Source organism: Kitasatospora sp. NPDC096140 (genome assembly GCF_040303045.1).
Taxonomy (GTDB): domain Bacteria; phylum Actinomycetota; class Actinomycetes; order Streptomycetales; family Streptomycetaceae; genus Kitasatospora.
Window position 1 is genome coordinate 1 of record NZ_JBEOUW010000059.1, and the last position, 24,665, is coordinate 24,665.

The following is a 24,665-nucleotide window of genomic DNA, read 5'->3' on the forward strand; positions in this document are numbered from 1 at the left end:
GGTTTTTGCGGGCCGCCGGCGTCCGTGGCACGGGCGGCCCGATGCCCTCGGGCCGCCCGTGCCGCACCCGGTCCGGCCGCACCCTGTCCGGCCACACCCCGGTCCCACCGCCGGGCTAGGACAGCAACTGCGCGGGGACGTCCGTGGCCCGGGTGAACACCGAGACCGGGTGCTGGGTGTCGCAGTACTTGTTGCCGGTGGAGACCACGCCGATCAGGACACCGCCGACCACCAGCGGCCCGCCCGAGTCCCCCTTGCAGACGCTGTCCGTCGTACCGGCCTGCGGCAGGCCGCAGACCTTGAGCAGCGGCGAGTCATCGGACGAGGTGAAGGGGTCGCAGGAGGCCGGCGGAGCCAGCGTCAGCACCGCCTGCTTGAGGTGCGTGCCGGGGCCGTCCGCGCCGGTGCGCCCGAATCCCAGCAGGGTGGCCTGGTTCCCGTACCGGTACAGCGCCTCGTCGCCCTTGCGCGCCACCCGGACCGTCTTGGACGGCAGCGGACGGTCCAGGACGAGGACGGCGGAGTCGTGGTCCAGGCCGGAGGTGAAGCGGGGGTCCACCCGGTAGTCCTTCACCCGGCGGACCTGGCCACCGGAGCCGGTCAGGTCGGTGCGGCCGGCGATCACCCGCAGCGAGCGCGGGTCGTCCGCCTCGCTGACGCAGTGGCCCGCGGTCAGCACCTTGGTCGGCGCGATCAGCGCGCCGGTGCACCACTGCTCGCCCGCGGCGGTCTGCAGCGCCACGACGAACGGGTGGGAGGCGGTCGTGGTGTCCGATCCGCCGTGGACGGCGGCGGCCGGCGCGGCCGCGGCGGCCACCAGGGCGGCAGCGGCCAGCAGGACGGTGACCGAGCGTCGGTTCGAGGTACGCATTGAGGAGGGCTTCCTTCCGATGTCGAGGCCCACAGACTGGCCGCCGGCCCGTCCCGCCTGCCACCCCTGCCCGGCGATCCGGGACGCCGGAACACCGCCACCCACCCTGACCTGCGGATTCGCCGCCGCCTGGAACGCCTCGACGGAACGTCAGGGGGCCTGGAACGGACCTCCGCCCCTCCTCACACCCGCCCCCGCCCCCGCCCGACCACGGTCGTGCAGCGCTGCTACCCGGCGGCGCGCCCGCTGCCGTCCCCGTCCGGGCCCGGGGTGTCCAGCCCCAGGCCCAGGCGGATCGCCGTCTCCACGGGCGAGTACGCGCCGTCGGCCCGCTCCAGTTCGTACGGCGCGGCCGGCATCAGCGGCGGCTGGGCCATGAAGCGCGGCCGCGCGCCGTGGTGCGGTTGCGCCGCGTGCACCAGGAACGGATGGCAGAGGTAGACGTCGCCCGGGGACCCGGTGGCGAGGGCGATCGGCCGGTGGTCGGACGCCGCCACCAGATCGGGCGCGATGACCAGCCCGCTCGCCCCGTCCTCCCCGTGCTTCTCCAGCACCTTCGGCACGTCGAGGTGCGAACCGACCCGGATCCTGGTGGGGGCGTCCCCCTCACCGACCTCGCTGAACAGGAACAGCATCAGCAGCGCCCGCCCCCGGGAGCGCAGGTTCGTGAAGTACCAGGTCTCGCCCTCCGGCAGGTAGCTCCCCTCGATGTGCCAGCCCGCGTCGTCCGGTTCCTCCTCGTGCGGGAAGCGCAGCGGGAACGTGCCCAGCGAGTACCGCGGCTCCCACCGTCCCGCGCCGACGAGCAGGTCGTACGCGCGGTGCAGGGACGGGGAGTTCGGGGCGGCGGCGAACGGCCCCTGTGCCATGCCGGCGACCCAGTGCACGGGCTGCGTCCACGTCGACGGGTCGTCCGGGTCGCAGCCCGTCTCCCGCCACAGCAGCCGCGCGCAGTCCTCCGCCACGCGCGGCGCGACGGCGCCCTCCATCTTCACGAAGCCGTCGCGGAGGAACCGGGCTACCAAGGTCGTGTCATCCATGCCCCCATCGTGCGGCGACACCGGTCCCGGCCGCCCGACATTTTCCGTACCGCCTTCGTCGGGTGGATCGCCCGATCCCGCTGACCCATGACGCTCCGACGGCCTTGACCTCAAGCGCACATGAGCTTCTAGGGTCGGCGGCATGATCTTCACCGACAGGGAACGCACGTACCTCGCCGCCCAGCCGCTGGCCCGCCTGGCGACCACCGGTCCCGACGGCGGTCCGCAGGTCCGCCCGGTGGGCTTCCGGCTCAACGACGACGGCACCATCGACATCGGCGGGCCGGCGAACGCCCGCAGCCGGAAGTACCGCAACGCCCAGGCCCGCCCCGAGGTCTCGGTACTGGTCGACGACCTGGCCCCGGCCGACGACCCCGTCGCCGGGGGGTGGGGGCGCGGCATCGAGGTCAGGGGCCGGGCCGAGGTGCTGGCCGTCGACGTGCCGCCCGTGTCACCCGACCACTTCAGCACGGACATCATCCGCATCCACCCCCGCCGAGTCATCACCTGGAACCTGGAATCGCGGGGGACCACCGCCCGCGACCTCGACTGACACCCCGTCCGTCGACGCCACGGTGACGCCCACCGCGATGCGAGCAACACCAGGACTTCGAAGGAGTACGCACATGGATCTGGCCGGCAGGACCGTGGTGGTCACCGGGGCCGGGCGCGGGTTCGGAAGGGCGTTCGCGCTGCAGGCGGGTCGGCTGGGTGCGCACCTGTTCCTCTCCGCCCGCACTTCGGCCGCCGCTCGGACGGTGGCCGAGGAGGTGGTGGCCGACAGCGGTGCGCGAGTGGACGCGTTCGCCTGTGATCTGGCAGACCCGGCCACCGTACGGGGCTTCACCGAGGGGGTCGCCGCGCATACCGACCGGGTGGACGTGTTGGTCAACAACGGCGCCCGGTACCTGGCCGGACCCGACCTGTGGGACGCCGACGACGAAGCGATCGCCGACACCGTCGCCTCCGGGGCCACCGGCACCCTCCTGACGGTCAAGCACTTCCTGCCCCTGCTGCGCGCCTCCGAGGGCGCGGACGTGGTCAACCTGGTCTCCTCGGCGGCGGAGGCCCGGGACCACCGGTCCCCGGCGCACCCCGCGTTCTACGCGGCCAAGGCCGCCCAGGCGGGCTTCGCCGACGTCCTCTCCCACCGGCTGCGCCCCGAGGGCATCCGCGTCATCTCGCTCTACCCGCCGGACTTCACGGACGGCGACCCGCTCCACGCCGGCTGGGACGGTGCCTCCCGGACCGCACGCGACCCGCTGACCGCCCGGTCCGTCCTCGACTGCGTCCTCTTCGCGATCGGGCAGCCGCGCGACTGCTTCATCCGTTCCTTCCACTTCGAGCAGCTGTAGAGCGGTCGGTCGCCTCACGGCTGCGCGAGCAGTTCCGTCGTCCACGCCCGCTGTTCGGCGGTGTCCGGGACGGCGAGCCCACGGGCTCGTTCGATCAGGTTCCAGGCGGTGTCGGGATCGACGCCGTCCAGGACGAGGAGTGCGGCCGCGAGCAGGGACGAACGTCCGATGCCGGCCCGGCAGTGGGTGACGACGTGTGCCCCGTCGCGCAGCCGTCCGGCCAGCCCGTGCAGGGTGGGCAGGACCGCGGCGCGATCGGGGACGGTGCGGTCGGGGACGGGTATCGCGACGAACTGCAGCCCGGCCGCGGCGGCGGCGCGGGGTTCGTCCGCGAGGCCGAGTTCGTCGAGTTCGGGTCCGGTGAGGGCGCAGACCAGGACGTCGACGCCGTGGTTCCTCAGCGCGGCCATCTCGTCGTCGAGCCAGTCGTGGCCACGGGGTCTGGCCATGGTGCTCAGCCGTCCCGGGCCGGGGTGGTCGACGGTGAAGAGGACGGGTCGCATGTCGGCAGCACTTTCGGTCGGTGGGGTCGGGTTCGGTGGGATCGGGTTCGGTGGGGTCGGGTGGTGATCGGACGGTCGAGCGGGCCGCGGTCGACCGGGGCGCGGCAAGTCGGCCGCGGCTTCGACGGGTTCGACCTTCGACGTTCGACGGGTTCGACGGGTTCGACAGGCTCGACGGGTTGGACGTCGTCGATTCCCTGATGGCGCGGAACGCGCAGCGGACGCAGGCCGTCCGGGGGCCGGCACTGTTCGAAGAACGAGTGGCAACGCGGCCCCGTGGCCGAGATCGTAGTACTGCCGTGCTTCACCGATGTCCGCGCCCCCGATCCCCCGCGACCCACCGATCCCCCGATCCCCCGCGGCCCCCGGCCCCGCGGCCACGCCGGGTGCCCCTGTGCTTGGGTGGTGGGGTGACATCTGCCGAACGCCTGACCTCCCGAGCCCGGCACGGCGGGCACCGCGAGGTGCTCCCCGAACTGCTCGCCCTGGCCACCGATCCCGCCGCACGACCCGACCCGGCGTGGGAGGCCGGAGCCGCGGCCGTCCAGATCCTCTGCTGGGAGGACCGCTTCGCGGAGGCGGGCGAGCTGGCCGAGCTGCTGATCGAGCGTCAGGGACCGGACGGCGGGGACCTGTGCGACCAGGACGTGCCGTTCGACGAGGCGTTCCTGGTCGCCCAGCTGTACGCGGGCGTCCCGGCGCAGCCCAGGCTGCGCGCCGCGGCCGCCAGCGTTCCGGAGGGCCGGATCCTGCGGGACCGGCTGCTCTGGCTGGCCGAGCAGCTCGACCTCCGCCCGGTGGAGTGGCTGCTGCCGTGCCACTACGACTGGGGCGGGCCGCTCGTACCGCGGGAGGGCGTGATCGGCGAGTGGCTGCTGGACCGCGAGTTCGCGGCGCTGGCGCCGCGCGAGAAGCGGGTCGCCTGGGAGGCGGTCGCCCGGACCAATGACTTCGCCCGTGCCCGCGAGCTGGTCGAGTCGCTCGGCGAGCTCCCGGAGCAGTACTACCTCTGCCTGTGGCTCGCCGGCTGGTACGCCGTCGAGGGCGATGTCGAGGGCGGCGAGCGGATGCTGCTGGCCGCGCACGGGCGGTGGTGGCCGTACATGCGGTGGGACGCGATCCCGACCTCCGAGGTGGTGCAGCCGACACTGCGGCGGGTGGTCACCGACCGGGTGCGGGAGCACTTCCTCACCAGGCCGATCGGCCCCGAAGCGGCGGCCCTGGCCACCCGGACGGAGTAGGCCCGGGCCCGGCGGCTCCCCCGCCCCGGCGCCGTTCGCGTGCGGGACGCCCGAACCCCGGCAGAATCGATGGGTGGGGGCGGCCCCGGCTGCGCCGCAGGCGCTACGTGAGAGGACCATGTCATGCCCGACTTCCACCCGAAGCACGACCACCTGATCGTCAAGCCGATCGGCGGGGCGGCCCCGCAGGACCCGGACCGGTGGAAGGGCGAGGTGGTGGCGGTGGGGCCCGGCCGGCCCCTGGGGAGCGGCAAGCCGCACCCGGTGGACGTCAAGGTCGGCGAGCGGATCCTCTTCAACCTGCGCGCCGGGGCGCAGTTCGAGGCGGACGGAGAGCAGTACGTCGAACTCCCCGAGGACGAGGTCCTCGCCCTCTCCGCGGAGTAGGAGGCCCGCCATGACCGCACAGGCACCGGCCCGGATCGGCGTCACCGGCCTGGCCGTGATGGGCCGCAACCTGGCCCGGAACTTCGCCCGCCACGGGCACCGCGTGGCCGTGCACAACCGCACGTGGGCGCGGACCGCGGCGCTGCTGGAGGAGTTCGGGCACGAGGGCGACTTCGTGGGCGCCGAGACCACGGAGGCGTTCGTCACGGCCCTGGAACGCCCCCGGCTGATCGTGATCATGGTCAAGGCCGGGGCGCCGACCGACGCCGTCATCGACGAACTGGTGCCGCTGCTCGACGCGGGCGACGTGCTGGTGGACGGCGGGAACGCGCACTTCCCCGACACCAGGAGGCGCGAGGCGGCCCTGCGGGAACGCGGACTGCACTTCGTGGGCAGCGGGATCTCCGGCGGCGAGCAGGGTGCGCTGGAGGGCCCGAGCATCATGCCCGGTGGCACGCCGGAGGCCTACCGGCTCGTGGGGCCGCTGCTGGAGGACATCGCGGCCGAGGTCGACGGCAAGCCCTGCTGCACCCACGTCGGGCCGGACGGCGCCGGCCACTTCGTCAAGATGGTCCACAACGGGATCGAATACGCCGACATGCAGCTCATCGCCGAGGCGTACGACCTGCTGCGGCACGGAGCCGGACTGCAGCCCGCCGCGATCGCCGACGTCTTCCGGGCCTGGAACGGCGGACGCCTGGAGTCCTACCTGATCGAGATCACCGCCGAGATCCTCGCCCACACCGACGCGGCGACCGGCAAGCCCTTCGTCGACGTGGTGCTCGACCAGGCCGAGCAGAAGGGCACCGGCCGCTGGACGGTCCAGAGCGCGCTGGACCTCGGCGTGCCCGTGAGCGGGATCGCCGAGGCGGTCTTCGCCCGCGCGCTGTCCGGCAGCGTGCCGCTGCGCCGGGCCGGCCGGGGCCTGCCCGGCCCCACCGAGACCTGGCTCGACAGCGCGGCGGCGGACCGGTTCGCGGAGGACGTCGAACAGGCCCTGTACGCCTCCAAGATGGTGGCCTACGCCCAGGGCTTCAACCAGATCCAGGCCGGCAGCGCGGAGTACTCCTGGGACATCGACCCCGGGGCGATGGCCACGATCTGGCGCGGCGGCTGCATCATCAGGGCCCGGTTCCTGGACCGGATCAGGGCCGCGTACGAGGCCGACCGGGAGCGCCCCACGCTGCTGACCGACGCGCACTTCCAGGAGGCGCTCGGCTCCGCGCAGTCGGCCTGGCGGCGGGTCGTCTCGGCGGCCGTCCAGCTGGGGGTGCCCGCACCCGGTTTCGCCACCGCGCTCGCCTACTACGACGGCCTGCGGGCGGGGCGCCTGCCGGCCGCGCTGGTGCAGGGCCAGCGGGACTTCTTCGGCGCGCACACCTACCACCGGGTCGACCGGGACGGGACCTTCCACACCCGCTGGGAGGTCCCGGACCGCCCGGAGGAGGAGCGCTGAGGCCCGGGAGCGGGCGGGCGCGGCACGGGATCGGGCGGGCGCGGCACGGCGCCCCGGGGCCGGTCGGGCCCCGGGGCGCTGCGGGGGCACCGGGCGGGCGGCGGCTCAGACGACCAGGACCCGGCGCCCGCGGGTGTGGCCGGCCCGGCTGTCGGCGTGCGCCGCGGCGGCCTCGGTGAGCGGGTAGGACTTCTCGACCGGGATGTGGAGCCTGCCCCGGGAGATGAGGTCGACAGCCTCGGCGAGCGCGTCCGGCACGCTCCCGGCCGCGCCGGAGAAGCGGACGCCCAGCTGCGGGGCGCCGAGGTCGGCGATGGAGACGACCTTGCGCGGGTCCCCGGTCAGCTCCACGAGTTCGGGGATCACGCCCGAGCCGGCCAGGTCGAGGGCCGCGTCGACCCGGCCCAGGCGCCGCACCCGTTCGACCCAGCCCTCGCCGTAGGTCGTGGCGAGGGCGCCCAGGCCGCGCAGGTAGTCCTGGTTCGCGGCCCCGGCCGTGCCGATCACCGTGATGCCGCGCTCGCGGGCGATCTGCAGCACCGCCGAGCCGACGCCGCCGGACGCGCCGCTGACCAGCAGCGTCTGCCCGGGCCGCACGCCGACCTCGCGGATGATGCGCAGCGCGGTCTCCACCACGGAGGGGTACCCGGCCGCCTCCTCGAAGGTCAGTCCCGCGGGCATGCGGGCCCAGGCGGACAGCACGGCGAACTCGGCGTACGTGTCGGTGCCTTCGCCGAACACGTGGTCGCCGATCTCGACCCCTTCGACCCCTTCGACGCCCTCGCCGACCTCGTCGACCACGCCGGCGGCGTCCAGCCCGACCCCGGCGGGCAGCGTGACCGGATGGGCTCCCAGGACCTGGCCCTCCCGGATCCTCCAGTCGACGGGGTTCACCCCCGCCGCCCGTACGGCGATGCGTATCCGGCCGGGGCCCGCGTGGGGTTCCTCGGCTTCCACCAGGTGCAGGACGTCGGGACCGCCGAACTCGGCGAAGCTGATTTTCCTCATGCAGCCGAAAATAGCCCTAACGGATAGCGTTTCGCAACGGTTAGTGATTCGTACCTGGTAGTGTCACGGCATGACCGAGCCGCCCGGACGCCGGGAACGCAAGAAGGCCGCGACCCGCCGGAAGATCGCCGACACCGCGCTGCGGCTCTTCCTGGAACGCGGGTACGACGCCGTGGGCATCCGTGACGTGGCGGCCGAGGCCGATGTGGCCGTCACCACGGTCTTCGCCCACTTCGCCTCGAAGGAGGCCCTGGTGTTCGAGCGCGACCAGGACTTCGAGCAGCGCCTCACGCAGGCGGTCACCGACCGCGGCCCGCACGAGCCGCTCATCGGGGCGCTGCACCGCGAAGTCCGGGCCCTGGTGGGGCACTGCACCGCGGAGGGCAGCGCCCCGGTCCGGCGCATGATCGAGGGATCGCCCGCCCTGCGGGAGTACGAGGAGTCGATGGGTCTGCGGCACGCGCAGGCGCTGGCGGCGGCGCTGGCCGCCGATCCCGGCCTGTCCCGCAGTACGACGGCCTGCCGGGCGACCGCACGGTTCGCCGTCGACGCCTACGCGCTGGCCTGCCAGGCGGACGATCCCGGGGCCACGGTGGACGAGGTCTTCCGGATGATCGAGGCGGCCTGGGAGGCCACCGCGCCCTGAGCCGGTGGCCGCACCCCGGCCGGGGCAGAGGTGCGGCAGAGGTGCGGCAGGGGCACGGCCGGGCGCCGGAGGGCCCGCCCGCCGTGCGGGCGTTCAGGCGGCCACCGGCGTGAACGGCCTGCTCAGTGGCCGACCGCCGCCCGCACGAATCTGCGCAGGTGCGCGCGGACGGCGTCGGGCTCCTCCAGCCAGGGCTCGTGCCCGGCGCCGTCGATGCGGGTCAGTGGCACTCCGAGCGTGCGGGCCAGGGACTCCAGCGCCGAGACGGGACGGGGATCGGCGGCGCCGCCGAGGATCTCCGTTCTCGGCGGCAGGCACCCCCGCAGCTCGTCCAGGTGCTGCTCGATCGGGTCCGCCCGTCGCTCCGCACCGAGTTCGCGGTTCATCTCCCAGTTGACGGGACGGCGTCGGCGGGCGCTCCGCACGGCCCGGCGCCAACCGTGGTCGGGGTCGGCGTGGTCGGTGAACCAGGACAGCGCGAGCAGCTCGACCTCCTGGTCGTCCGTGCGGCGCGGGATCCCCTCCAGCTCGCGGAGCCGCTCCTGCCGGGCCGGGGACATCCGGCGGTCGCGCTCCGCCCGGTACCCGGGACGGCCCTCATCGGTCATCGGCCCGCACATCAGCAGCACCGCGGCCACCCGTTCGGGGTGGGCCAGGCAGAAGCGGACGGCCAGGTCGGCGCCGTAGGAGTGCCCGATCAGCACGGCCTGCGGTGCGTCCCACCCGTCGAGCAGCTCGGCGAGGTCCGCCACGTGCCGGGCGAACGTGTGGCGGCCCTGCCACCGGGAACCGCCGGTGCCGCGCTGGTCGTAGCGGTGCACGGGCGCGAGGCCCGCGATCGCCGGGGCGACGTCGCCCAGGTAGTCCGGCAGGCCGGGGCCGCCGTGCAGCATGACCACGGGTGGTCTCCGCGTGCGGGCACCCGCCGCGGTCCACCGGATCAGCGCCCCGTCCGTCATCGACGCGAGGCCGTGTGTCTCGATCAAGGTCTCCTCCAAAAGGTCGCGGGGCCGGCGGGCGTCCCACGGTGACCTCGGCTCGGCGCGCCGCAGCTCGCCGCCCGACCGCCTGCCGAGGACACTGGACACTGTGACTGACGTGCGCGAGACCCTGGACTACCAGACCTTCGGCCGGGCGGTGCGCGAACTCGCGCAGACGATCGCCGCCGACGGGTACGAGCCCGACCTCATCCTGAGCATCGCCCGCGGCGGTGTGTTCGTGGCGGGCGGTCTGGCGTACGCGCTGGACTGCAAGAACGTCCACCTCGTCAACGTCGAGTTCTACACGGGCGTGGGCACCACCCTCGACATGCCGGTCATGCTGGCGCCCGTCCCCCAGGCGGTCGACTTCACCAGCAAGAAGGTCCTGATCGCCGACGACGTCGCCGACACGGGCAAGACGCTGAAGCTGGTGCACGACTTCTGCCTCGACCACGTCGCCGAGGTGCGGTCCGCCGTCATCTACGAGAAGTCGCACTCCCTCGTGCAGTGCGAGTACGTGTGGAAGCGGACGGACGACTGGATCGAGTTCCCGTGGTCGACGGAGGGCCCGGTCGTCAAGCGGCACGGCCAGGTGCTCGACGCCTGACCGGCGCCCGCGCCCGAGGACCGGGCCGGCCGGGGTTTCCGACCGTGACCGCCTCCTGGGCCGACGGCGGGTCATATGATCTTGGGCATGGCGACCCGACTCGTGCAGATCAACATGAAGGCCCAGGACGACGCTGCGCTCGGCCGGTTCTGGGCGGAGGCCCTCGACTGGGGCATCGACAGCGAGGCACCCGGCGTGACCAACCTCGAACCCGTGGGCTTCGCCTACCCCGACCCGGTGGCCGTCTGCATCGACATCGTCGCTTACCCGGACCCCAAGACGGTCAAGAACCGGGTCCACCTCGACCTGGCCACCACCTCGGCCGCGCACCAGGCGGAGCTGGTCGCGCGCCTGACGGACCTCGGTGCGCGGCCCGCCGACATCGGTCAGGGCGACGTCCCCTGGACGGTCATGGCGGACCCGGAGGGCAACGAGTTCTGCGTCCTGGATCCCCGGCCGGGCCACCAGGGCACCGGGCCGATCGCCGCGGTGGTGGTCGACTGCGCCGATCCGCGGGCGATGGCCGGGTTCTGGGGCGAGGCGATGGACTGGACGCTGCACGAGGTCACCGACGACCACGCGACCATGCGTTCCGCCCGGGGTGTCGGCCCCTACCTGGAGTTCCTCCGTACCCCCGACACCAAGAGCGGGTGGAACCGCGTCCACCTCGACGTCCGCCCCTACCGCGGTGACGACCCGGCCGCGGAGGAGGCCCGGCTGCTCGCCCTGGGCGCCACCGACCCCGGCGTCGACCGGTCCGCGATCTCCTGGACGGTCCTGGCCGACCCGGAGGGCAACGAGTTCTGCCTCCTCTCGCCGCTCTGACCTCGATCGGCCGGCGGCGGGGGCCGCCGGCCGCGGGGCCGAGCGCGGTGAACGGCGGGACGGGCCGGTGCGGCTGTCGGCTCAGCTCAGTCTTCTGGTCGTCCCGACGCACAGCGCCCAGATGACGAAGGCGTTGATCGCGATCAGGACGACCGCCCAGAACGGGTAGTGCGGGAGCCAGACGAAGTTGGCGATCATCGCGAGCCCGGACGCGATGACACCGACGACCCGCGCCCACACGGCACCCCCGCCCCCGACGAGCGCCGTCCCGGCCAGGACGAGGACGACGCCGAGGACCAGATCGATCCATCCCCAGCCCGTGGTGTTCATCGAGAACGTGTAGTCCTTGGTGACCACGACCAGGTCGTCGTGCGCGATGCCGGAGATCCCCTGGAACACCGCCATGATGCCGCCGAAGATCAGCATGATCCCGGCGAACGTGGTCAACCCGCCCGCGAAGGCACGCTCGACGGTGCGGCCACTACTGCCACTGCCACTGCCCGTGGTGCCACCAGCCATGGCACGGACTCCTTCGAAAGCACCGTGTCACCCGCGCGGGCGACCTGCCCGGAGACTCCACCTCCAGGCTGCCATGCACCCGCACCACCCCGCGAGGGCAGGACCGTACGGGAGCGGTCCCGCGGTGCGCGGCTCACCGGCGGCCGGCCACGGAGCGTACGTTGGACGGCCCCGCGGCTTCGGTCGCTTCAGTCGCTTCGGTCGCTTCGGTCGCTTCGCCGGGTTCCGGCCCCCGACCTCAGAGCAGACCGGGCGGGGGCGGGATGCGGACCAGGAGTTCACCGGCGGCCCGGGTCAGGTGCGCGGTGATCTCGTCCGGGGGCAGCTGCGGCCGGACCTGGGTCGTGTACGTCACCACCGCGTCGACCATCGGCGCCAGCTCCTCGCACGCCCCGTAGGCCTCGGCGACGTTCTCGATGATGAGCACGGCCCCCTCGTGGGGATCGAGCCACCCCCCGACGATCTCGGCGGCCCACCAGCGGGCGAGCGCCAGCCGGCCCTGCCAGTAGTCCTCGTGCTCCCCGAGCGGGTGGAGGCCGAACCCGAGCTCGTCCATCACGCGGCCGAACAGTTCCGGGGCCTGGTCCTCCTCACCGCTGAGCAGCCAGGCGAGGAGCCACAGCGACGGGGTGTCCACGCCGGAGGCCAGGGCGCGGAGCGCCGCCTGCATCAGGAAGTCCGGCTCGGCGTGCCGGCCGTCGACCCACCAGTGGGCGATCCCGCGCAGTTCCCGCACCGCCTCGGCCGCCGTCCCGGGGGCTCCGCTCGTCGTCATGACGGCATCCTGCCGGGCGCCGCCGACCGCAGGCCAGCGGATATCCCGCGGCCGGCCCCGACCGCGGCCACCGACACCTGACGTCGGCCGCCGAACGGCTGACGGCCGTACCGCGACGGCCGCCCTGCCGGGACCACGGGTCCGGCAGGGCGGCCGTCAGCGGGGAACGCAGCGTCAGGCGCTCACCGGCACCGCTTCCAGGCCAGGTGGTACACGGACGTGATGCTGCCGTCCGTCGAGTCCATCTCCATGAAGCTGGTGGCGCTCGGGCTCGACGTGCCCTGATCGACCTGCAGTTCGGTGTTGATGTCGAGGTTGCGTTCGGCTCCGCAGGGGGCGAAGACGCGGGCGCGGACGTCCACGCTGTCGGTCACCTCCCAGTCGTCGTTGAACGCGCCGTCGAAACGATGGGTCGAGTTGGTGGTGCGGTTGCTGCCCTGGAAGTGGTAGCCGGCCCGCTGGATCCCGGACGCGCCCGGCGCCAGTGACGCGAAGCCGCGGTAACTGGCGGACACGACCGCGTAGGTGTAGCCACCCGGGACGTGCACGACGAGGCTGAGCTGACAGTTCTTCCGGTAGTCGGTCGGCGACGACCCGGGCCCCACCTGGGCGAGGTACGTGCTGTAGGTGACGGTGAAGGCGGTGTTGTCGGGGGACACGCTCACGGCGGCCGTCCCCGTCGGGCAGCCGGAGCCGTTGGCCGTCACGCTGTCGATGACGATCGGGACCGGCGGCGGGTGCGGGCTGCCGCCCAGGCCCGACGAGCCGAACAACGATGCGGCGACACCGGTGGCGGCCAGCGCGCGGAGCAGCATGGGGGTTTCCTTCCGTGGTCCACGGCCCCGGGGCGGGCGTCGCGTCCCGAGCCCGGCCCCCGGATCTCACGTGGGCATCGCACCACACCTTGCGCCCCGAGCCTCAGAAGGTGACGCTCCCGTCACTCCAACGGCCTTCCGGACGTCGGCCGACCGCACCGCGCGTCCCCGGCCGTTCGCTCCCGGGTGCCGGCCGGGACCTCCTCCTTCCCCCGCGCCGTGCGGCGCCGCACGGCACCGCACAGCACCGCGCGGTTCGCGTCGCTTCGCTCAGGCTGCCCGGAGCACGCCGAGCAGGCGGGCGACCTCGACGGCGACGGAGGCGCGGCCGGCGCCCAGGTAGTGGCGGGTGTCCACCAGGTCCGGGCGGCCGTCGAGGCAGGCCCGTACGGCGGTGGTGAACGCCTTGTTGAGGTGGGTGGCGATGTTGACCTTCGTCATGCCGTGGTCGACGGCAGCGGCCAGGTGGTCGTCGGCGACTCCGGAGGAGCCGTGGAGCACCAGGGGCACGGGGACGGCGCTGTCGAGGGAGGCGATGAGCTCCAGGTCGAGGACGGCGTCGCGGGTGAGCATGGCGTGCGAGCTGCCGACCGCGACGGCGAGCGCGTCCACGCCGGTGCTCGCCACGAAGGCGGCCGCTTCGCCCGGGTCGGTACGGGCCCCGGCGGCGTGGACGCCGTCCTTGCCGCCGACCTCGCCGAGTTCGGCCTCGACCCACACGCCCTCCGCGTGGCAGCGGGACACGACGGCGGCGGTCGCCCGGACGTTGGCCTCGTAGTCGAGCGTCGAGGCGTCGAACATGACGGAGGTGAAGCCGAGTTCGACGCCCTCGCGGACCAGGTCGGTGGAGGTCACGTGGTCGAGGTGGACCGCCACCGGCACGGCGGCGGCGCGGGCCACGGCCAGCGTGGCCCGGCCGATCGGGGCCAGCGCGCCGTGGTAGCGGACGGCGTTCTCGCTGATCTGCAGGATGACCGGCGCTCCGGCCCGCTCCGCGCCGGCCACGATCGCCTCGGCGTGTTCGAGCTGGATGACGTTGAAGGCGCCGACTCCGTGTCGGCCGCGGGCGGCGGGCTCGACGATCGAGCCGGTGGCTACGAGGGGCATGGCTCTCCTTCGGGGGAGGGGGGAAGCGGGGGCGGGGGCGTGCTCGGCGGGTACACGGGCCGCACCGTGACCAGCGGGAGCAGCCGTCGGTGGTCGGCCGGGTCGAAGCTGCCGGCGAGCGGGGCGAGGACGGTGGCCGCGGACAGGGCGACCGCCTGGGCGAGTCGGTCGGGCCAGGGGGTGCCGGCGACCAGGCCGAGGGTGAGGGCCGCGACGGCGGAGTCCCCGGCGCCGGTCGGGTTGCCGTGCACCTGCTGCGGTGGGCGGGCCCGCCAGTCGCCGTCCCGGGTGCTGGCGAGCAGCCCGCCGGGGCCGAGGGAGACGACGACGGCCCGGGCACCGGCGGCGCGGAGCATCCGGGCCCCGGTGAGCGGGGTCACCGGGCCCGCGGTGGCCACGAGTTCGGCCGCGTTGGGCTTGACGAGTGCGGGGCCGGCGGCCAGCCCCGCGCGCAGGGCGGGGCCCTGCGCATCGAGGACGGCCGGGACACCGGCCCCGGCGGCGAGGGCGACCAGCGTGCCGTAGGCGTCCGGGGGGACGCCGGCGGGCAGCGAACCGGAGAGCACCACGGCCTCGGCCGTGCGCAGGAGCCGGCGGTACCGGGCGGTGAAGTGGGCCCACTCGTCGGCGCTGACGACGGGCCCCGGTTCCAGGTAGACGGTCGCGTCCCCGGCCGCGGCCTCGACCACCGCCACGGTGCGCCGGGTCGTCCCGTCGACCGTGACGAACTCGTCGCGCGGTCCGGCGGTGGCGAGGTCGGCGCGCAGGGCCTCGCCGGTGGCGCCGCCCGCGAGGCCGGTGGCCACGGTGTCGTGGCCGAGCGCGGCGAGCACCCGGGCGACGTTGACGCCCTTCCCGCCGGCCCGCTCGGCCACCGCGTCGACCCGGTTGCTGCCGTGGTGCGCCACCCGGTCGAGGTGGTAGGTGACGTCGACGGCCGGGTTGAGCGTGACGGTGAGGATCACCGGGGGCCTCCGGGTGCGAGGTCGAGGGCGAGCAGGGCGGCGCCGAGACTCCCCGCACGGTGGCCGAGTTCGGCCCGTAGCAGTCGGGGCGGCGGCCGGAACGCCAGGCGTTCGGCGAGCGAGGAGCGCAGCGGGCCGAGCAGGTCCTCGCCGGCCCCGGCCAGTCCGCCGCCGATGACGATCCGTTCGGGGTCGAGCAGGACGGTGGCGGCGGCCAGGCCGTCGGCCAGGGCGTCGACCGTCTCCGCCCAGATCCGTGCGGCCTCGCGCTCGCCGCCGTGCACGCGGCGGTGCACCTCCTCGGCGGTGGTCCCCCGGCGCCCCGTGAGGAGCGCGTACCGGCGGGCGACGGCGGAGGCGGAGGCGACGGTCTCCAGGCAGCCCCGGCCGCCGCAGGCACAGGGGTCGCCGCCGGGCCGGACGACGAGGTGGCCGAGTTCGCCGGCCGCCCCGAGGGCGCCGGTGACGGGCCTGCCGTCGTGCAGGACGGCGGCCGCGATGCCGGTGCCGACCGGGACGAACAGGAAGGAGTCGCTGCCGCGGCCCGCGCCGAGGCGGGCCTCCGCCAGGCCGCCGGCGCGGACGTCGTGGCCGAACGCGACGGGCAGGCCGAGGTGTTCGGCGAGCCACTGGCGGATCGGGACGTCGTACCAGTCCACGTTGACCGCCCGCAGGACCGTCCCGGCGGCCTCGTCGACCAGGCCCGGCACGGCGAGACCGGCCGCCCTGGGCGGTGTGCCCGCGCGGCGGGCGAGGTCGGCGAGTTCGGCGGCGCAGCCGAGGACGGTGTCGATGACGGCCCCGGGGCCGCGGTCGGGCCGGGTCAGCCAGCGCTCGGACTGCAGGACGGTGCCGTCGTCGGCGACGACGGCACCCTTGAGTTCCGTCCCGCCGACGTCGAGGGCGATGACGGTCACGGCTGGGCGAGGATGATCGAGCGGGTCAGGTTGCGCGGCCGGTCGGGGTCCAGGCCCCGCGCGCCGGCCACGGCGACGGCGAGCCGCTGGGCGCGGATCAGCTCGGCGAGCGGGTCGAGGTCGGAGCCGATGACGGTCGCGCCCGTGGCGCGGACCTGGTCGAGCAGACCGGCGGGCGGCTCGCCGAAGAACCAGACGACGCGTCCGGGCGCGCTGATGCTGACCGGGCCGTGCCGGTACTCCATGGCCGGGTAGGACTCGGTCCAACTCCCCGAGGCCTCCCGGAGCTTGAGGGCCGCCTCGTGGGCGAGGCCGACCGTCCAGCCGGTGCCGAGGAAGGTGAACTGCTCGGCGGCGAGGGCGCTTTCGGGCAGTTCCCGGTCGACGGCCCGGCGGGCCTGGTCGGGCAGGTCGGCCGGGGCGAGGCCGAGGTGGCCGCGCAGCAGGGCCAGGGTGGTGGTGGCGAAGCGGGTCTGCACGACGGACTTCTCGTCGGCGAACGAGAGGTCCACGACGGTGTCGGCCGCGGCGGTGACGGGGGTGTCGAGGTCGCCCGTGATCGCCGTGGTCGGGGTCTGCGACGTCCGCCGGAGGGCGTCGATCACCTCGGTCGTGGTGCCGGAGCGGGTGATCGCGAGCACCCGGTCGTAGCGGCGGCTCTCCGGGAAGGCGGAGGCGGCGAAGGCGTCGGTCTCGCCGAGGCCCGCGCCCTCGCGCAGTTCGGCGTAGGCCTGCGCCATGTAGAGGGAGGTACCGCACCCCAGGACGGCGACGCGCTCTCCGGGTTCGGGGAGGCCTTCGGGCCTCGACTCCAGTGCCCGGGACCAGCAGGCGGGCTGGCTGGCGATCTCAGCGGCGACGTGTGACATCGAGTCTCCTGCGCAAAGTTGCATGAAGCTGCTTGAAGATGCTTGAAGCTGAGCACAAGATAGACCATTCGATCAGAAATGAACACCTTGACCGAAGCATCACTCCCCGCCGATCACGGCCGACCCCGCACAGACGGCCCTCCAGGCGGTTCACACCGGCCCCGACCAGGCTTTTGATCGTTTTTCGATCGTGCGATACGATTCGATCGCTTGCCGGCAGTACAGGAACGACCAGGAGGCGACACCGTGGCCATCTCGGCGGAAGAGCGTCGGGCGCGAATCCTCGACGTCGTGCGCGAGTCGGGCTCCGTCCGCGTGACGGAACTCGCCGAGCGGCTCGGCCTGCCCACCGTCACCGTCCGCCGCGACGTCGCGGCACTGGCCGAGAACGGCCTGCTGCGGCGCTCCCACGGATCGGTCTCCCTCCCGCAGGGCGGTACGCCCGGCCACCGACGCGCCGGCGGCGCCGGACCGGTCGTCGGCATGCTGGTGCCGACCGTGGGCTCGTACTTCGACGAGATCATCGAGGGCGCCCGGTCGGCCGCGACGACGGCCGGCGCCCGCCTGGTACTGGGCATCTCCCCGTACGAGGCCCAGGACGACCGGGCCCAGGTGGAGCGCATCCTCGGATCGGGGATCGACGGCCTGCTGTTCACCCCGAACTGGCGGCCCGGCGCCCCGGACGAGGGCGACTGGCTCACCAAGCTCCCGGTCCCCACCGTCCTGGTCGAGCGCCGGGCGGCGGCCGGGGCCGTCGCCGCCGACCTCGACGCGGTGGTCTCGGACCACCGGCACGGGGTGCTGCTGGCGCTGCGTCACCTCGCCGCCCTGGGGCACCGGTCGGTGCTGCTCGCCGCCCGCAACGACACCTGGACCGCGCACGAGGTCCGGGCGGGCTACGCGGAGGCCGCCCGGGTGCTCGGGATCGAGGCGCACCCGGTCGTCGACGTCCATCCCTGGGGCACCGACCCGATCGCCCCCGCCGACCCCCAGTGGCTCGCCGACCGACTCGCCGACCACGCCGAACAGGGTGTGCGCGCCGTCCTCGTGCACAACGACCGGGACGCGATCCAGCTGCCGCAGCTCCTGCGCGCCCGCGGGCTGCGGGTCCCGGAGGACCTGGCGCTGATCTCCTACGACGACGTGTTCGCCGCGCTGACGACGCCTCCCCTGACGGCCGTCGCGCCGCCGAAGCAGGCCGTGGGCACCGTGGCCCTGGACCTCCTGCTGCGCCGGATGTCCACCGGCTCCGACCTGCCGGCGCACCACATCGGCCTGCTGCCGACCCTGGTGGTGCGCTCCTCCTGCGGCGCCCTGCCCGTCCGGGGCTGATCCCGCCGGGCGGGAGCGGTCCCGCGTCCGCGCCGGTCCGGGCCGCCGTCGGCGCCCGGCGTGCAGGGCCGCGGAACCCGCCGCGAGCCGCCGTCAGCCCCCGGCGCGCCACGCCGCGAGCCGGCGGGCCCCCTGCGCCAGGAGCGGGGCCAGCGGGGCCGCGGCCGGGTGCCACGGCGCCTCGTACTCCCAGCAGACCCAGCCGTCGGGCGGGAGCAGCCGTACGCACGCCGCGATCGGCAGGCAACCGGCACCGAGCGCGAGCGGGGTGAGATCCTCGGGCGCGGCGACGTCCTTGACCTGGACGTGGCCGAGGCGCCCGGCGAGTGCGGTGTGCGTGTCGGCGGGCCGCTCGCCCGCGAGGTGGGTGTGCATCAGGTCCCAGAGCGCACCCGCCGCGTCGTGCGGGACGCCGTCGAGCAGCCGGGCCACGTCGCGCCCGGCGCGGTGCGAGTCGTGGGTCTCCACCAGGACTCGGACGCCGAGCCTGCGGGCCTCCGGCGCGACCGCGGTGAGCCTGCGCGCCGCCCGCCGGTCGGCCTCGGCCACCGGGCCGTCGCCGCCCTGCGGGAAGACCCGCAGGGCGGGGCACGCCAGATCGGCGGCCAGGCGCAGCCGCGAGCGGAGGGCGTCCAGGACGGGCCGGTCGTCGCCGGGAGCGGCCACTCCCACGTAGGTGGCGAGGAGGACCGGGGCCACCCCGGCGGCCTCCAGGGCCCGGACGGCGCCGCGGCGTTCGGCCGGCGTCATCGCCGGGTGGACGCTCTCGCCCTCGGCGCAGCGCAGTTCGAGCCCGTTCCAGCCGGTGTCGGCGGCGAGGCGGGCGGCGGCGGCGAGGGGCAGGCCGGGGAGGCCGAGGGTGGACAGGGCGAGTGGCACGGGGGCTCCTCAGAGGGTGCGGACGGTGACGGATCCGACGGCGAGTTCGGCCCGCTGACGGGTGCCGTCCGGCCAGTCCACGGTCAGCCGGTGGCCGTCACGCGTCGGCTCGGTGCGCACGCGCGGCTGCTCGGTGCACACGCGCGACTGTTCAGTGCGTACGCGCGGCTGCTCGCCGGCCGGTGCGGGCTCCGCGGTGAGCCGGCCGGCGGAGACGAACAGCCGCGTCCCTTCGCCGGTGGTGCCGAGGAGGACGGGGACGGCGGCCGCGGGGCCGAAGGCCGTCCCTGCGGGGACGGGGTCGACGGACGCCCGGGTGTAGCCGTGAACTCCGGCGAGTTCCGCGGTCAGCCGCCGCTCGGTGCGGGCCCCGGCCGACGGCCGCTCGGTGCGGACCCTGGCCGACAGCCGTTCCGTGCCGGCCTCGACACCGGTGCCGGCGACGGCCCAGCCGCTCTCGCGGACGGTGGTCCCCGCCTCGGCGCCGGTGACCAGGTGGGCCCGCACCTCGTCACGGCCGCGGGCCAGGACGAGGGAGGTGACGGTCACTCCGGGAAGTGCCCCGCCGCCGGCGCGGGGCCGGTGGGAGGAGGCGGCCCAGCCCGGCCCGGTACCCAGCGGGCGGATGCGTCCGCGCTCGCTGGGGCGGCCGTCGACGAGCAGGGCGAAGTGGTTGTCGGCGGGGCCTTCGTGGACGGGTGCGGTCGCGGTGGAGTGGGCGAGCCGGGCGTACAGCGGGTCGTCGGCGTGGACCCGGTCGGCGGGCTGGTCGTCGCTGCCGTGGTTGTGCAGCCGGACGAGGCCGTCGGCGGCGGTCGACTGGACCAGCCAGCCCGGCTGCGGCAGGGGCACGACGGCGTCCTCCCGCTCGGCCGGGCCGGGTTCCTCGGTCGCGGTCCAGGCCGGGTGGTCGGCGGGGAGCAGCAGTCCGAGGAAGCCCTTGCTCGCCCAGTAGGGGGAGGCGGGGCCGGAGTACTCCTGGACCAGCGGGGGGTGGGCGGCGTACCAGCCGAGCGGGAGGAGGCCGTCGGCGGTGACGGCGCCCCGGTCGAGGAAGTGGCGCAGTGCGCCGGAGGCGATCCGGCGGGTGGTGCCGGGGGCGAGGGGGGTGTGGCCGGTGAGGGCGCCGGCCCACAGGGGTGCGGCGGCGGCGAACCGGTAGGTGAGCGAGCGGCCCTGGTGGACGGGGGCGCCGTCGGCGCCGAAGAGCCGGGCGTAGCCGTCGAGGTGGGCTTCGAGCCGGGCGCCGTAGCGGGCGAGGAGGGCGGCGTCGCCGGCGAGGTGGGCGTGCAGGACGGGGTAGAGGTGCAGGGCCCAGCCGTTGTAGTGGTCGAAGGCCCGGGGGCGGCCGTCGGTGTACCAGCCGTCGCCGAGGTACCACTGCTCGATCCGGCCGAGGCCGCGTTCGACGGCTTCGCGGGCGGCCTCGGTCTCGATGCCGGCCTCCGCGAGGAAGCCTCCGACGGTGAGCGGGAAGAGCCACCAGTTGTTGTCGACGGGCGTGCGCCGGAGCGCCTCGGCCAGCCAGGCGCCGGCCCGTTGGCGGACGGCGTCGTCGAGCCGGTCCCAGAGCCAGGGGCGGGTGAGGCGCAGGGCCAGGGCGACGGAGGCGGCCTCGACCATGGGCTGGGAGCGGTCGGCGATCACTCCCCAGGATTCGGCGTCGCCGTCGGCGAGGTCGCGTTCGAGGGTGGGGCGGCGGGTGCCGGCGTCGAGGCCGGCGGCGTAGCGGTCGAGCAGGCCCTGCGGGTCCGTTCCGTGGGCGCCGGCGGTGCGGAAGGCCGCGAGGAGGAACGTGCGGGCGTAGCCCTCCAGTCCGTCCGACCGGCGGCCGGAGATGCTCGGGCGGGGGCCCGGCAGGTGGATCAGCGCCTGGCCGGGGCTGGCGTGGGGGCGGACCGCGGCCAGCAGGCCGTCGGCGACGGCCTCCCAGTGGGCCCGGGTCCACCCGGTGTACGGGCTGCAGCGGCGGTCCTCGGCGGGCAGGTGCATGGGCGGTCCTTCGTCGGCTGGCTGACGCGCCGCCGAATGTAGGCAGGTATCGATCGTTCGTCAAGATCTTTGATCGAATGATCGAGCTGAGAGGCCGTCGACGTCCCCTCCGGAAAGCCTCTCCCCGGCCATCATCCATGCTCAAGCACTGGCCTGCCGAGCCGTCGGCCGACCATCTCCGAGCGCAATTAATCCAGATCATTCGATCAAACGGTCTTGACGTCGATCGAATGCCGGGGTCAGGATGGCCCCGCCCCGCTCGGCCGATGCTGAGCCCTCGGGTTCCCTCCGGCGTCTGCCACCTTCACCCTGGAGCTGAACCATGCCCTCCCCCACCCCCCGTCGCCGCAGAGCTCCCCGGCTCACCACCACCGCCGTCGTCGTCGCCCTCTCCACCGCCCTGCTGGCGGGATGCGGCAGCACCGGCGGCACGCAGGACCAGCCCGCCGCCGACGGAAAGCCCGTCACCATCACCTTCTGGGGCTGGGCCAAGGGCACCAAGGACGTGGTCGCCGCGTTCAACGCCTCGCACACCGACGTCAAGGTCGACTTCGAGGAGATCCCCTCCGGCGTGGCCGGCGGCTACGCCAAGATCTCCAACGCGGTGAAGGCCGGCAACGCCCCGGACGTCTTCAACACCGAGTACCAGCAGCTGCCCGACTTCGTCAGCCAGGGCGCGGTGCAGGACATCAGCAAGCTCGTGACGGCCGAACTCAAGGCCGACTACCTGCCGCAGGCCGTCGACCTCACCACGCTCGGCGGCAAGTCCTGGGCGCTGCCGCTGGACGCCGCACCCCAGGCCTTCTACTACCGCAAGGACCTCTTCGCGCAGGCCGGCATCACCGTCCCCAGGACCTGGGACGAGTTCCGCACCGCCGCGCAGAAGCTCAAGCAGGCCGACCCCGCCACCCGGATCGCCACCTTCTTCCCCGACGACCCGAGCCCCTTCGAGGCCCTGGCCTGGCAGGGCGGCGCCCGCTGGTTCGACACCGCCGACGGCGCCTGGAAGGTCGACATCGACTCCCCCGCCACCAAGCGGGTCGCCGACTACTGGCAGCAGCTCATCGACGACGACCTGGTGCGGGTCCAGCCTTCGTTCAGCCAGCAGTGGACCGCCTCGCTCCAGAAGGGCGAGACCGCCGGCTACGTGGGCGCCTCCTGGGGCGGCGGCGTGCTGAAGAGCACGCTCCCGGACGCCGCCGGCACGTGGGCCGTCGCCCCGGTGCCGACCTGGGACGGCACGCCCGCGAGCGGCATGCTCGGCGGCACCACCTTCGCCGTGTCCAAGGACAGCAGGAAGGCCAAGGCCGCCGTCGCCTTCGCCACCTGGGCGACCACCACACCCGAGGGCATCAAGGCCCGGATCGCCTCCGGCACCTCCTCAGCCTTCCCGGCCGCGCCCGCGCTCGTCCCGGTCGCCAAGGCCGCCTTCGACACCGGCTTCTACGGCGGCCAGGACGTCTACGCGCTCTACGCCGACGCGGCCAAGTCGATCCGCACCACGTGGACCTGGGGCCCCACCATGGGAGCCACCAACAACTCCCTCAAGGACTCCTTCGCCAAGCTCACCTCCGGCGGCGGCATCGCGCAGAGCGACACCACCGCCCAGCAGGCCACCGTGGCCGAGCTGAAGAACCGCGGGCTCAAGGTCGCCCAGGGATGACCGCCCGCACCCCCGCGGCCGACCGCCGCCAGGGCTCCGTCCGCGCCTCCACCGTCAGGCGGCGCGGACGGCTCGGGGCCCCCGCCCTGCTGCTCGCGCCCTTCCTGCTCCTGTTCACCGCCTGCACGCTGGTGCCGATCGGCTACGCCGTCCACCTCAGCCTGTTCACCGAGCACCGCTCCGGCCTCGGCTTCGGCGACGCCGAGACGGTCTTCACCGGCCTGGCCAACTACACCCGCGCCCTCGGGGACGACGCCTTCCGCAACGGCCTGCTGATCACGGCCGGCTACTGCCTGCTGTACATCCCGCTGATGGTCGGCCTCTCGCTGACCCTCGCCCTGCTGCTGGACTCGGCGCTCGCCCGGGCCCGCCGGTTCTTCCAGCTGGCACTGTTCCTGCCGCACGCCGTTCCCGGCATCATCGCCGCACTGATCTGGATGTACCTCTACACCCCGGGGATCAGCCCGGTCGTCGACGCCCTCGGCTCGGCCGGCGTGCAGCCCGACCTGCTCGGCCACCCGCTGCCGGCCGTCGTCAACATCGCGCTCTGGGAGTGGACCGGCTACAACATGGTCATCTTCTACGCCGCCCTGCAGGCCGTGCCGCGCGAGGTGCTGGAGGCGGCCGTGGTGGACGGCGCCGGACCGCTGCGCACCGCCCTGGGCATCAAGGTCCCGCTGATCCGCGCCTCGATCGCGATGGTCGCGCTCTTCACCCTGATCGGATCGCTCCAGCTGTTCACCGAGCCGATGATCCTGCACGGCGTCGCGCCCGGCGTGATCAGCACCTGGACCCCCAACATGTACGGCTACACCGCGGCCTTCGACCGCAACGACTACAACCTCGCGGCCGCCTCCTCGGTCCTGCTCGCCCTGCTCGCGGCCGGCCTGTCCTTCGTGGTCACCCGTTTCACGGGCGGCTCGCGGCCGAAGCGCAAGGAGTCCCCGGCATGACCGCGATCGCCCCCGAACGTCCCGCGTCCGCCACCCGCCCGCGCACCCCGGCACCGGCCCGGCGCCGGCCCTGGACGCTGTCCAGGGCGGCCGTCAACGGCACCCTGCTCCTCGCCACCGCGTACACCCTGCTCCCGCTCGGCTGGCTGCTGGCCGCCGCCGCCAAGAACACCGGGGACCTGCTCGGCGGCAACACCCTGAGCCCCGCCCGCTGGCACCTCGGCGAGAACCTGCACCGGCTCGCCGTCACCGGCGACGGCATCTACTTCCGCTGGTACCTCAACTCCCTGCTCTACGCCGGGATCGGCGCCCTGCTCTGCGCGCTGCTGTGCGTCGCGGCGGGCTACGCCTTCCACGTGTACGCCTTCCGCGGCAAGGAGAAGCTGTTCGGGCTGGTGCTGCTCGGCGTCCTGGTGCCGACCACGGCGCTCGCCCTGCCGATGTACCTGCTCGCCTCGCAGCTGCACATCGTCAACACCTTCTGGGCGGTGTTCCTGCCCTCCCTGGTCAACCCGTTCGGCGTCTACCTCGCCCGGGTCTTCTGCGAGGGCTACCTGCCCGGCGAGGTGCTGGAGGCCGCCCGGATGGACGGCGCCGGCGAGCTGCGCACCTTCCGGTCGATCGGGCTGCCGATGGTGATGCCGGGCTTCGTGACGGTCTTCCTCTTCCAGTTCACCGCGATCTGGAACAACTTCTTCCTGCCGCTGGTGATGCTCTCCGACAACCGGCTCTTCCCGGTCAGCCTCGGCCTCTACAGCTGGAACAGCCAGACCCACGCCTTCCCCGAGTACTACCCGCTGGTGGTCACCGGCTCGCTGCTCGCCGTCCTCCCGCTGGTGGTCGCCTTCACCGTCCTGCAGCGCCACTGGAAGGCCGGACTCACCGCGGGCAGCGTCAAGTGACCCGCCCCACCACCTCCGCCGAACGGGAGCCCCTGGTGCCCACCGCACCCGCCACACC

The 24,665-nt window shown here is 74.2% G+C and carries 26 protein-coding genes; 12 read left to right on the forward strand and 14 right to left on the reverse strand.

Annotated elements, in window-relative coordinates:
- Positions 1 to 115: 115 nt before the first annotated feature.
- Positions 116 to 871, reverse strand: coding sequence for a S1 family peptidase (locus ABT048_RS37430; RefSeq protein ID WP_350526087.1), 756 nt, complete (start codon positions 869 to 871; stop codon positions 116 to 118).
- A gap of 227 nt (positions 872 to 1,098) precedes the next feature.
- A complete protein-coding gene (locus ABT048_RS37435) occupies positions 1,099 to 1,911 on the reverse strand; it encodes a phytanoyl-CoA dioxygenase family protein (RefSeq protein WP_350526088.1) in 813 nt (270 codons plus the stop codon).
- Between the two features lie 142 nt (positions 1,912 to 2,053).
- On the opposite strand from ABT048_RS37435, the gene ABT048_RS37440 reads away from it, so the two are divergent.
- Both ABT048_RS37440 and ABT048_RS37445 read left to right on the forward strand, forming a co-directional pair.
- Positions 2,054 to 2,464 (forward strand): PPOX class F420-dependent oxidoreductase, encoded by a 411-nt coding sequence (locus ABT048_RS37440; protein WP_350526089.1) that lies wholly within the window; start codon positions 2,054 to 2,056, stop codon positions 2,462 to 2,464.
- Positions 2,465 to 2,537: 73 nt separating this feature from the next.
- Positions 2,538 to 3,266 carry an SDR family oxidoreductase gene (locus tag ABT048_RS37445; protein WP_350526090.1) on the forward strand — a complete coding sequence of 243 codons (729 nt, stop codon included), beginning with the start codon at positions 2,538 to 2,540 and terminating at the stop codon, positions 3,264 to 3,266.
- 14 nt (positions 3,267 to 3,280) lie between these two features.
- Here the strand turns inward: ABT048_RS37445 and ABT048_RS37450 are convergent, their stop codons facing one another.
- Positions 3,281 to 3,769 carry a phosphatase domain-containing putative toxin gene (locus ABT048_RS37450; RefSeq protein WP_350526091.1) on the reverse strand — a complete coding sequence of 163 codons (489 nt, stop codon included), beginning with the start codon at positions 3,767 to 3,769 and terminating at the stop codon, positions 3,281 to 3,283.
- Between the two features lie 410 nt (positions 3,770 to 4,179).
- Here ABT048_RS37450 and ABT048_RS37455 point away from each other — a divergent pair, with 410 nt between their 5' ends.
- The 3 genes from ABT048_RS37455 (at position 4,180) to gnd (ending at position 6,853) form a co-directional block, all read left to right on the forward strand.
- A complete protein-coding gene (locus ABT048_RS37455; RefSeq protein ID WP_350526092.1) occupies positions 4,180 to 5,010 on the forward strand; it encodes a hypothetical protein in 831 nt (276 codons plus the stop codon).
- Between the two features lie 123 nt (positions 5,011 to 5,133).
- Positions 5,134 to 5,397, forward strand: coding sequence for a co-chaperone GroES (locus ABT048_RS37460; protein ID WP_350526093.1), 264 nt, complete (start codon positions 5,134 to 5,136; stop codon positions 5,395 to 5,397).
- A gap of 10 nt (positions 5,398 to 5,407) precedes the next feature.
- Complete coding sequence (gene gnd / locus ABT048_RS37465; RefSeq protein WP_350526094.1) at positions 5,408 to 6,853, forward strand: NADP-dependent phosphogluconate dehydrogenase; 1,446 nt, start codon at positions 5,408 to 5,410, stop codon at positions 6,851 to 6,853.
- A gap of 105 nt (positions 6,854 to 6,958) precedes the next feature.
- Here the strand turns inward: gnd and ABT048_RS37470 are convergent, their stop codons facing one another.
- Entirely contained in the window at positions 6,959 to 7,861 is a 903-nt protein-coding gene (locus tag ABT048_RS37470) for an NADP-dependent oxidoreductase (RefSeq protein ID WP_350526095.1), read from the reverse strand.
- 70 nt (positions 7,862 to 7,931) lie between these two features.
- Between ABT048_RS37470 and ABT048_RS37475 the strand changes: the two genes are divergently transcribed.
- The gene (locus tag ABT048_RS37475; RefSeq protein WP_350526096.1) at positions 7,932 to 8,507 is read left to right on the forward strand and encodes a TetR/AcrR family transcriptional regulator; all 576 of its coding nucleotides are present in this window, start codon (positions 7,932 to 7,934) and stop codon (positions 8,505 to 8,507) included.
- A 122-nt stretch (positions 8,508 to 8,629) separates the two neighbouring features.
- Here ABT048_RS37475 and ABT048_RS37480 read toward each other — a convergent pair whose 3' ends face one another.
- Positions 8,630 to 9,400 (reverse strand): alpha/beta fold hydrolase, encoded by a 771-nt coding sequence (locus tag ABT048_RS37480; RefSeq protein ID WP_350526131.1) that lies wholly within the window; start codon positions 9,398 to 9,400, stop codon positions 8,630 to 8,632.
- A gap of 196 nt (positions 9,401 to 9,596) precedes the next feature.
- On the opposite strand from ABT048_RS37480, the gene ABT048_RS37485 reads away from it, so the two are divergent.
- A complete protein-coding gene (locus ABT048_RS37485; RefSeq protein WP_350526097.1) occupies positions 9,597 to 10,094 on the forward strand; it encodes a phosphoribosyltransferase in 498 nt (165 codons plus the stop codon).
- A gap of 87 nt (positions 10,095 to 10,181) precedes the next feature.
- A complete protein-coding gene (locus ABT048_RS37490; protein WP_350526098.1) occupies positions 10,182 to 10,919 on the forward strand; it encodes a VOC family protein in 738 nt (245 codons plus the stop codon).
- Between the two features lie 81 nt (positions 10,920 to 11,000).
- On the opposite strand, the gene ABT048_RS37495 is transcribed toward ABT048_RS37490, so the two are convergent.
- From ABT048_RS37495 to ABT048_RS37525, 7 genes are all read right to left on the reverse strand, one after another.
- Positions 11,001 to 11,438 carry a DUF7144 family membrane protein gene (locus ABT048_RS37495; protein WP_350526099.1) on the reverse strand — a complete coding sequence of 146 codons (438 nt, stop codon included), beginning with the start codon at positions 11,436 to 11,438 and terminating at the stop codon, positions 11,001 to 11,003.
- A gap of 238 nt (positions 11,439 to 11,676) precedes the next feature.
- Positions 11,677 to 12,213, reverse strand: coding sequence for a hypothetical protein (locus ABT048_RS37500; RefSeq protein ID WP_350526100.1), 537 nt, complete (start codon positions 12,211 to 12,213; stop codon positions 11,677 to 11,679).
- Between the two features lie 182 nt (positions 12,214 to 12,395).
- On the reverse strand, positions 12,396 to 13,028 hold the full coding sequence (locus ABT048_RS37505) for a DUF4360 domain-containing protein (protein ID WP_350526101.1): 633 nt from the start codon (positions 13,026 to 13,028) through the stop codon (positions 12,396 to 12,398).
- Between the two features lie 270 nt (positions 13,029 to 13,298).
- A complete protein-coding gene (locus ABT048_RS37510; RefSeq protein WP_350526102.1) occupies positions 13,299 to 14,135 on the reverse strand; it encodes a class II fructose-bisphosphate aldolase in 837 nt (278 codons plus the stop codon).
- Positions 14,123 to 15,100, reverse strand: coding sequence for a 1-phosphofructokinase family hexose kinase (locus ABT048_RS37515; RefSeq protein ID WP_350526103.1), 978 nt, complete (start codon positions 15,098 to 15,100; stop codon positions 14,123 to 14,125). Before ABT048_RS37515 ends, ABT048_RS37510 begins: the two co-directional genes overlap by 13 nt.
- Positions 15,097 to 16,017: an ROK family protein gene (locus ABT048_RS37520; protein ID WP_350526104.1), complete on the reverse strand. Its 921-nt coding sequence runs from the start codon at positions 16,015 to 16,017 to the stop codon at positions 15,097 to 15,099. Before ABT048_RS37520 ends, ABT048_RS37515 begins: the two co-directional genes overlap by 4 nt.
- On the reverse strand, positions 16,014 to 16,886 hold the full coding sequence (locus tag ABT048_RS37525) for an SIS domain-containing protein (protein WP_350526105.1): 873 nt from the start codon (positions 16,884 to 16,886) through the stop codon (positions 16,014 to 16,016). The genes ABT048_RS37520 and ABT048_RS37525 overlap by 4 nt, the downstream gene beginning before the upstream one ends.
- A gap of 246 nt (positions 16,887 to 17,132) precedes the next feature.
- On the opposite strand from ABT048_RS37525, the gene ABT048_RS37530 reads away from it, so the two are divergent.
- Positions 17,133 to 18,218 carry a substrate-binding domain-containing protein gene (locus tag ABT048_RS37530; RefSeq protein ID WP_350526106.1) on the forward strand — a complete coding sequence of 362 codons (1,086 nt, stop codon included), beginning with the start codon at positions 17,133 to 17,135 and terminating at the stop codon, positions 18,216 to 18,218.
- A gap of 93 nt (positions 18,219 to 18,311) precedes the next feature.
- Here ABT048_RS37530 and ABT048_RS37535 read toward each other — a convergent pair whose 3' ends face one another.
- Positions 18,312 to 19,097, reverse strand: a complete 786-nt coding sequence (locus ABT048_RS37535; RefSeq protein WP_350526107.1) for a sugar phosphate isomerase/epimerase family protein — start codon at positions 19,095 to 19,097, stop codon at positions 18,312 to 18,314.
- 9 nt (positions 19,098 to 19,106) lie between these two features.
- Complete coding sequence (locus ABT048_RS37540) at positions 19,107 to 21,089, reverse strand: DUF2264 domain-containing protein (protein WP_350526108.1); 1,983 nt, start codon at positions 21,087 to 21,089, stop codon at positions 19,107 to 19,109.
- Positions 21,090 to 21,411: 322 nt separating this feature from the next.
- Between ABT048_RS37540 and ABT048_RS37545 the strand changes: the two genes are divergently transcribed.
- From ABT048_RS37545 to ABT048_RS37555, 3 genes are read left to right on the forward strand one after another with little or no spacing between them, the layout of a single operon-like run.
- On the forward strand, positions 21,412 to 22,752 hold the full coding sequence (locus ABT048_RS37545; protein ID WP_350526109.1) for an ABC transporter substrate-binding protein: 1,341 nt from the start codon (positions 21,412 to 21,414) through the stop codon (positions 22,750 to 22,752).
- Positions 22,749 to 23,705: a carbohydrate ABC transporter permease gene (locus tag ABT048_RS37550; RefSeq protein ID WP_350526110.1), complete on the forward strand. Its 957-nt coding sequence runs from the start codon at positions 22,749 to 22,751 to the stop codon at positions 23,703 to 23,705. The genes ABT048_RS37545 and ABT048_RS37550 overlap by 4 nt, the downstream gene beginning before the upstream one ends.
- Positions 23,702 to 24,607: a carbohydrate ABC transporter permease gene (locus tag ABT048_RS37555; protein WP_350526111.1), complete on the forward strand. Its 906-nt coding sequence runs from the start codon at positions 23,702 to 23,704 to the stop codon at positions 24,605 to 24,607. The genes ABT048_RS37550 and ABT048_RS37555 overlap by 4 nt, the downstream gene beginning before the upstream one ends.
- The last annotated feature ends 58 nt before the right edge of the window (positions 24,608 to 24,665 follow it).

What these genes read in the sequence shown, in the direction of transcription:
- ABT048_RS37430 (WP_350526087.1), bottom strand. Translation starts at nt 871, where the DNA reads ATGCGTACCTCGAACCGACGCTCGGTCACCGTCCTGCTGGCCGCTGCC.
- ABT048_RS37435 (WP_350526088.1), bottom strand. Translation starts at nt 1,911, where the DNA reads ATGGATGACACGACCTTGGTAGCCCGGTTCCTCCGCGACGGCTTCGTG.
- ABT048_RS37440 (WP_350526089.1), top strand. Translation starts at nt 2,054, where the DNA reads ATGATCTTCACCGACAGGGAACGCACGTACCTCGCCGCCCAGCCGCTG.
- ABT048_RS37445 (WP_350526090.1), top strand. Translation starts at nt 2,538, where the DNA reads ATGGATCTGGCCGGCAGGACCGTGGTGGTCACCGGGGCCGGGCGCGGG.
- ABT048_RS37450 (WP_350526091.1), bottom strand. Translation starts at nt 3,769, where the DNA reads ATGCGACCCGTCCTCTTCACCGTCGACCACCCCGGCCCGGGACGGCTG.
- ABT048_RS37460 (WP_350526093.1), top strand. Translation starts at nt 5,134, where the DNA reads ATGCCCGACTTCCACCCGAAGCACGACCACCTGATCGTCAAGCCGATC.
- gnd (WP_350526094.1), top strand. Translation starts at nt 5,408, where the DNA reads ATGACCGCACAGGCACCGGCCCGGATCGGCGTCACCGGCCTGGCCGTG.
- ABT048_RS37470 (WP_350526095.1), bottom strand. Translation starts at nt 7,861, where the DNA reads ATGAGGAAAATCAGCTTCGCCGAGTTCGGCGGTCCCGACGTCCTGCAC.
- ABT048_RS37475 (WP_350526096.1), top strand. Translation starts at nt 7,932, where the DNA reads ATGACCGAGCCGCCCGGACGCCGGGAACGCAAGAAGGCCGCGACCCGC.
- ABT048_RS37480 (WP_350526131.1), bottom strand. Translation starts at nt 9,400, where the DNA reads ATGCTGCACGGCGGCCCCGGCCTGCCGGACTACCTGGGCGACGTCGCC.
- ABT048_RS37490 (WP_350526098.1), top strand. Translation starts at nt 10,182, where the DNA reads ATGGCGACCCGACTCGTGCAGATCAACATGAAGGCCCAGGACGACGCT.
- ABT048_RS37495 (WP_350526099.1), bottom strand. Translation starts at nt 11,438, where the DNA reads ATGGCTGGTGGCACCACGGGCAGTGGCAGTGGCAGTAGTGGCCGCACC.
- ABT048_RS37500 (WP_350526100.1), bottom strand. Translation starts at nt 12,213, where the DNA reads ATGACGACGAGCGGAGCCCCCGGGACGGCGGCCGAGGCGGTGCGGGAA.
- ABT048_RS37505 (WP_350526101.1), bottom strand. Translation starts at nt 13,028, where the DNA reads ATGCTGCTCCGCGCGCTGGCCGCCACCGGTGTCGCCGCATCGTTGTTC.
- ABT048_RS37510 (WP_350526102.1), bottom strand. Translation starts at nt 14,135, where the DNA reads ATGCCCCTCGTAGCCACCGGCTCGATCGTCGAGCCCGCCGCCCGCGGC.
- ABT048_RS37525 (WP_350526105.1), bottom strand. Translation starts at nt 16,886, where the DNA reads ATGTCACACGTCGCCGCTGAGATCGCCAGCCAGCCCGCCTGCTGGTCC.
- ABT048_RS37540 (WP_350526108.1), bottom strand. Translation starts at nt 21,089, where the DNA reads ATGCACCTGCCCGCCGAGGACCGCCGCTGCAGCCCGTACACCGGGTGG.
- ABT048_RS37545 (WP_350526109.1), top strand. Translation starts at nt 21,412, where the DNA reads ATGCCCTCCCCCACCCCCCGTCGCCGCAGAGCTCCCCGGCTCACCACC.
- ABT048_RS37550 (WP_350526110.1), top strand. Translation starts at nt 22,749, where the DNA reads ATGACCGCCCGCACCCCCGCGGCCGACCGCCGCCAGGGCTCCGTCCGC.
- ABT048_RS37555 (WP_350526111.1), top strand. Translation starts at nt 23,702, where the DNA reads ATGACCGCGATCGCCCCCGAACGTCCCGCGTCCGCCACCCGCCCGCGC.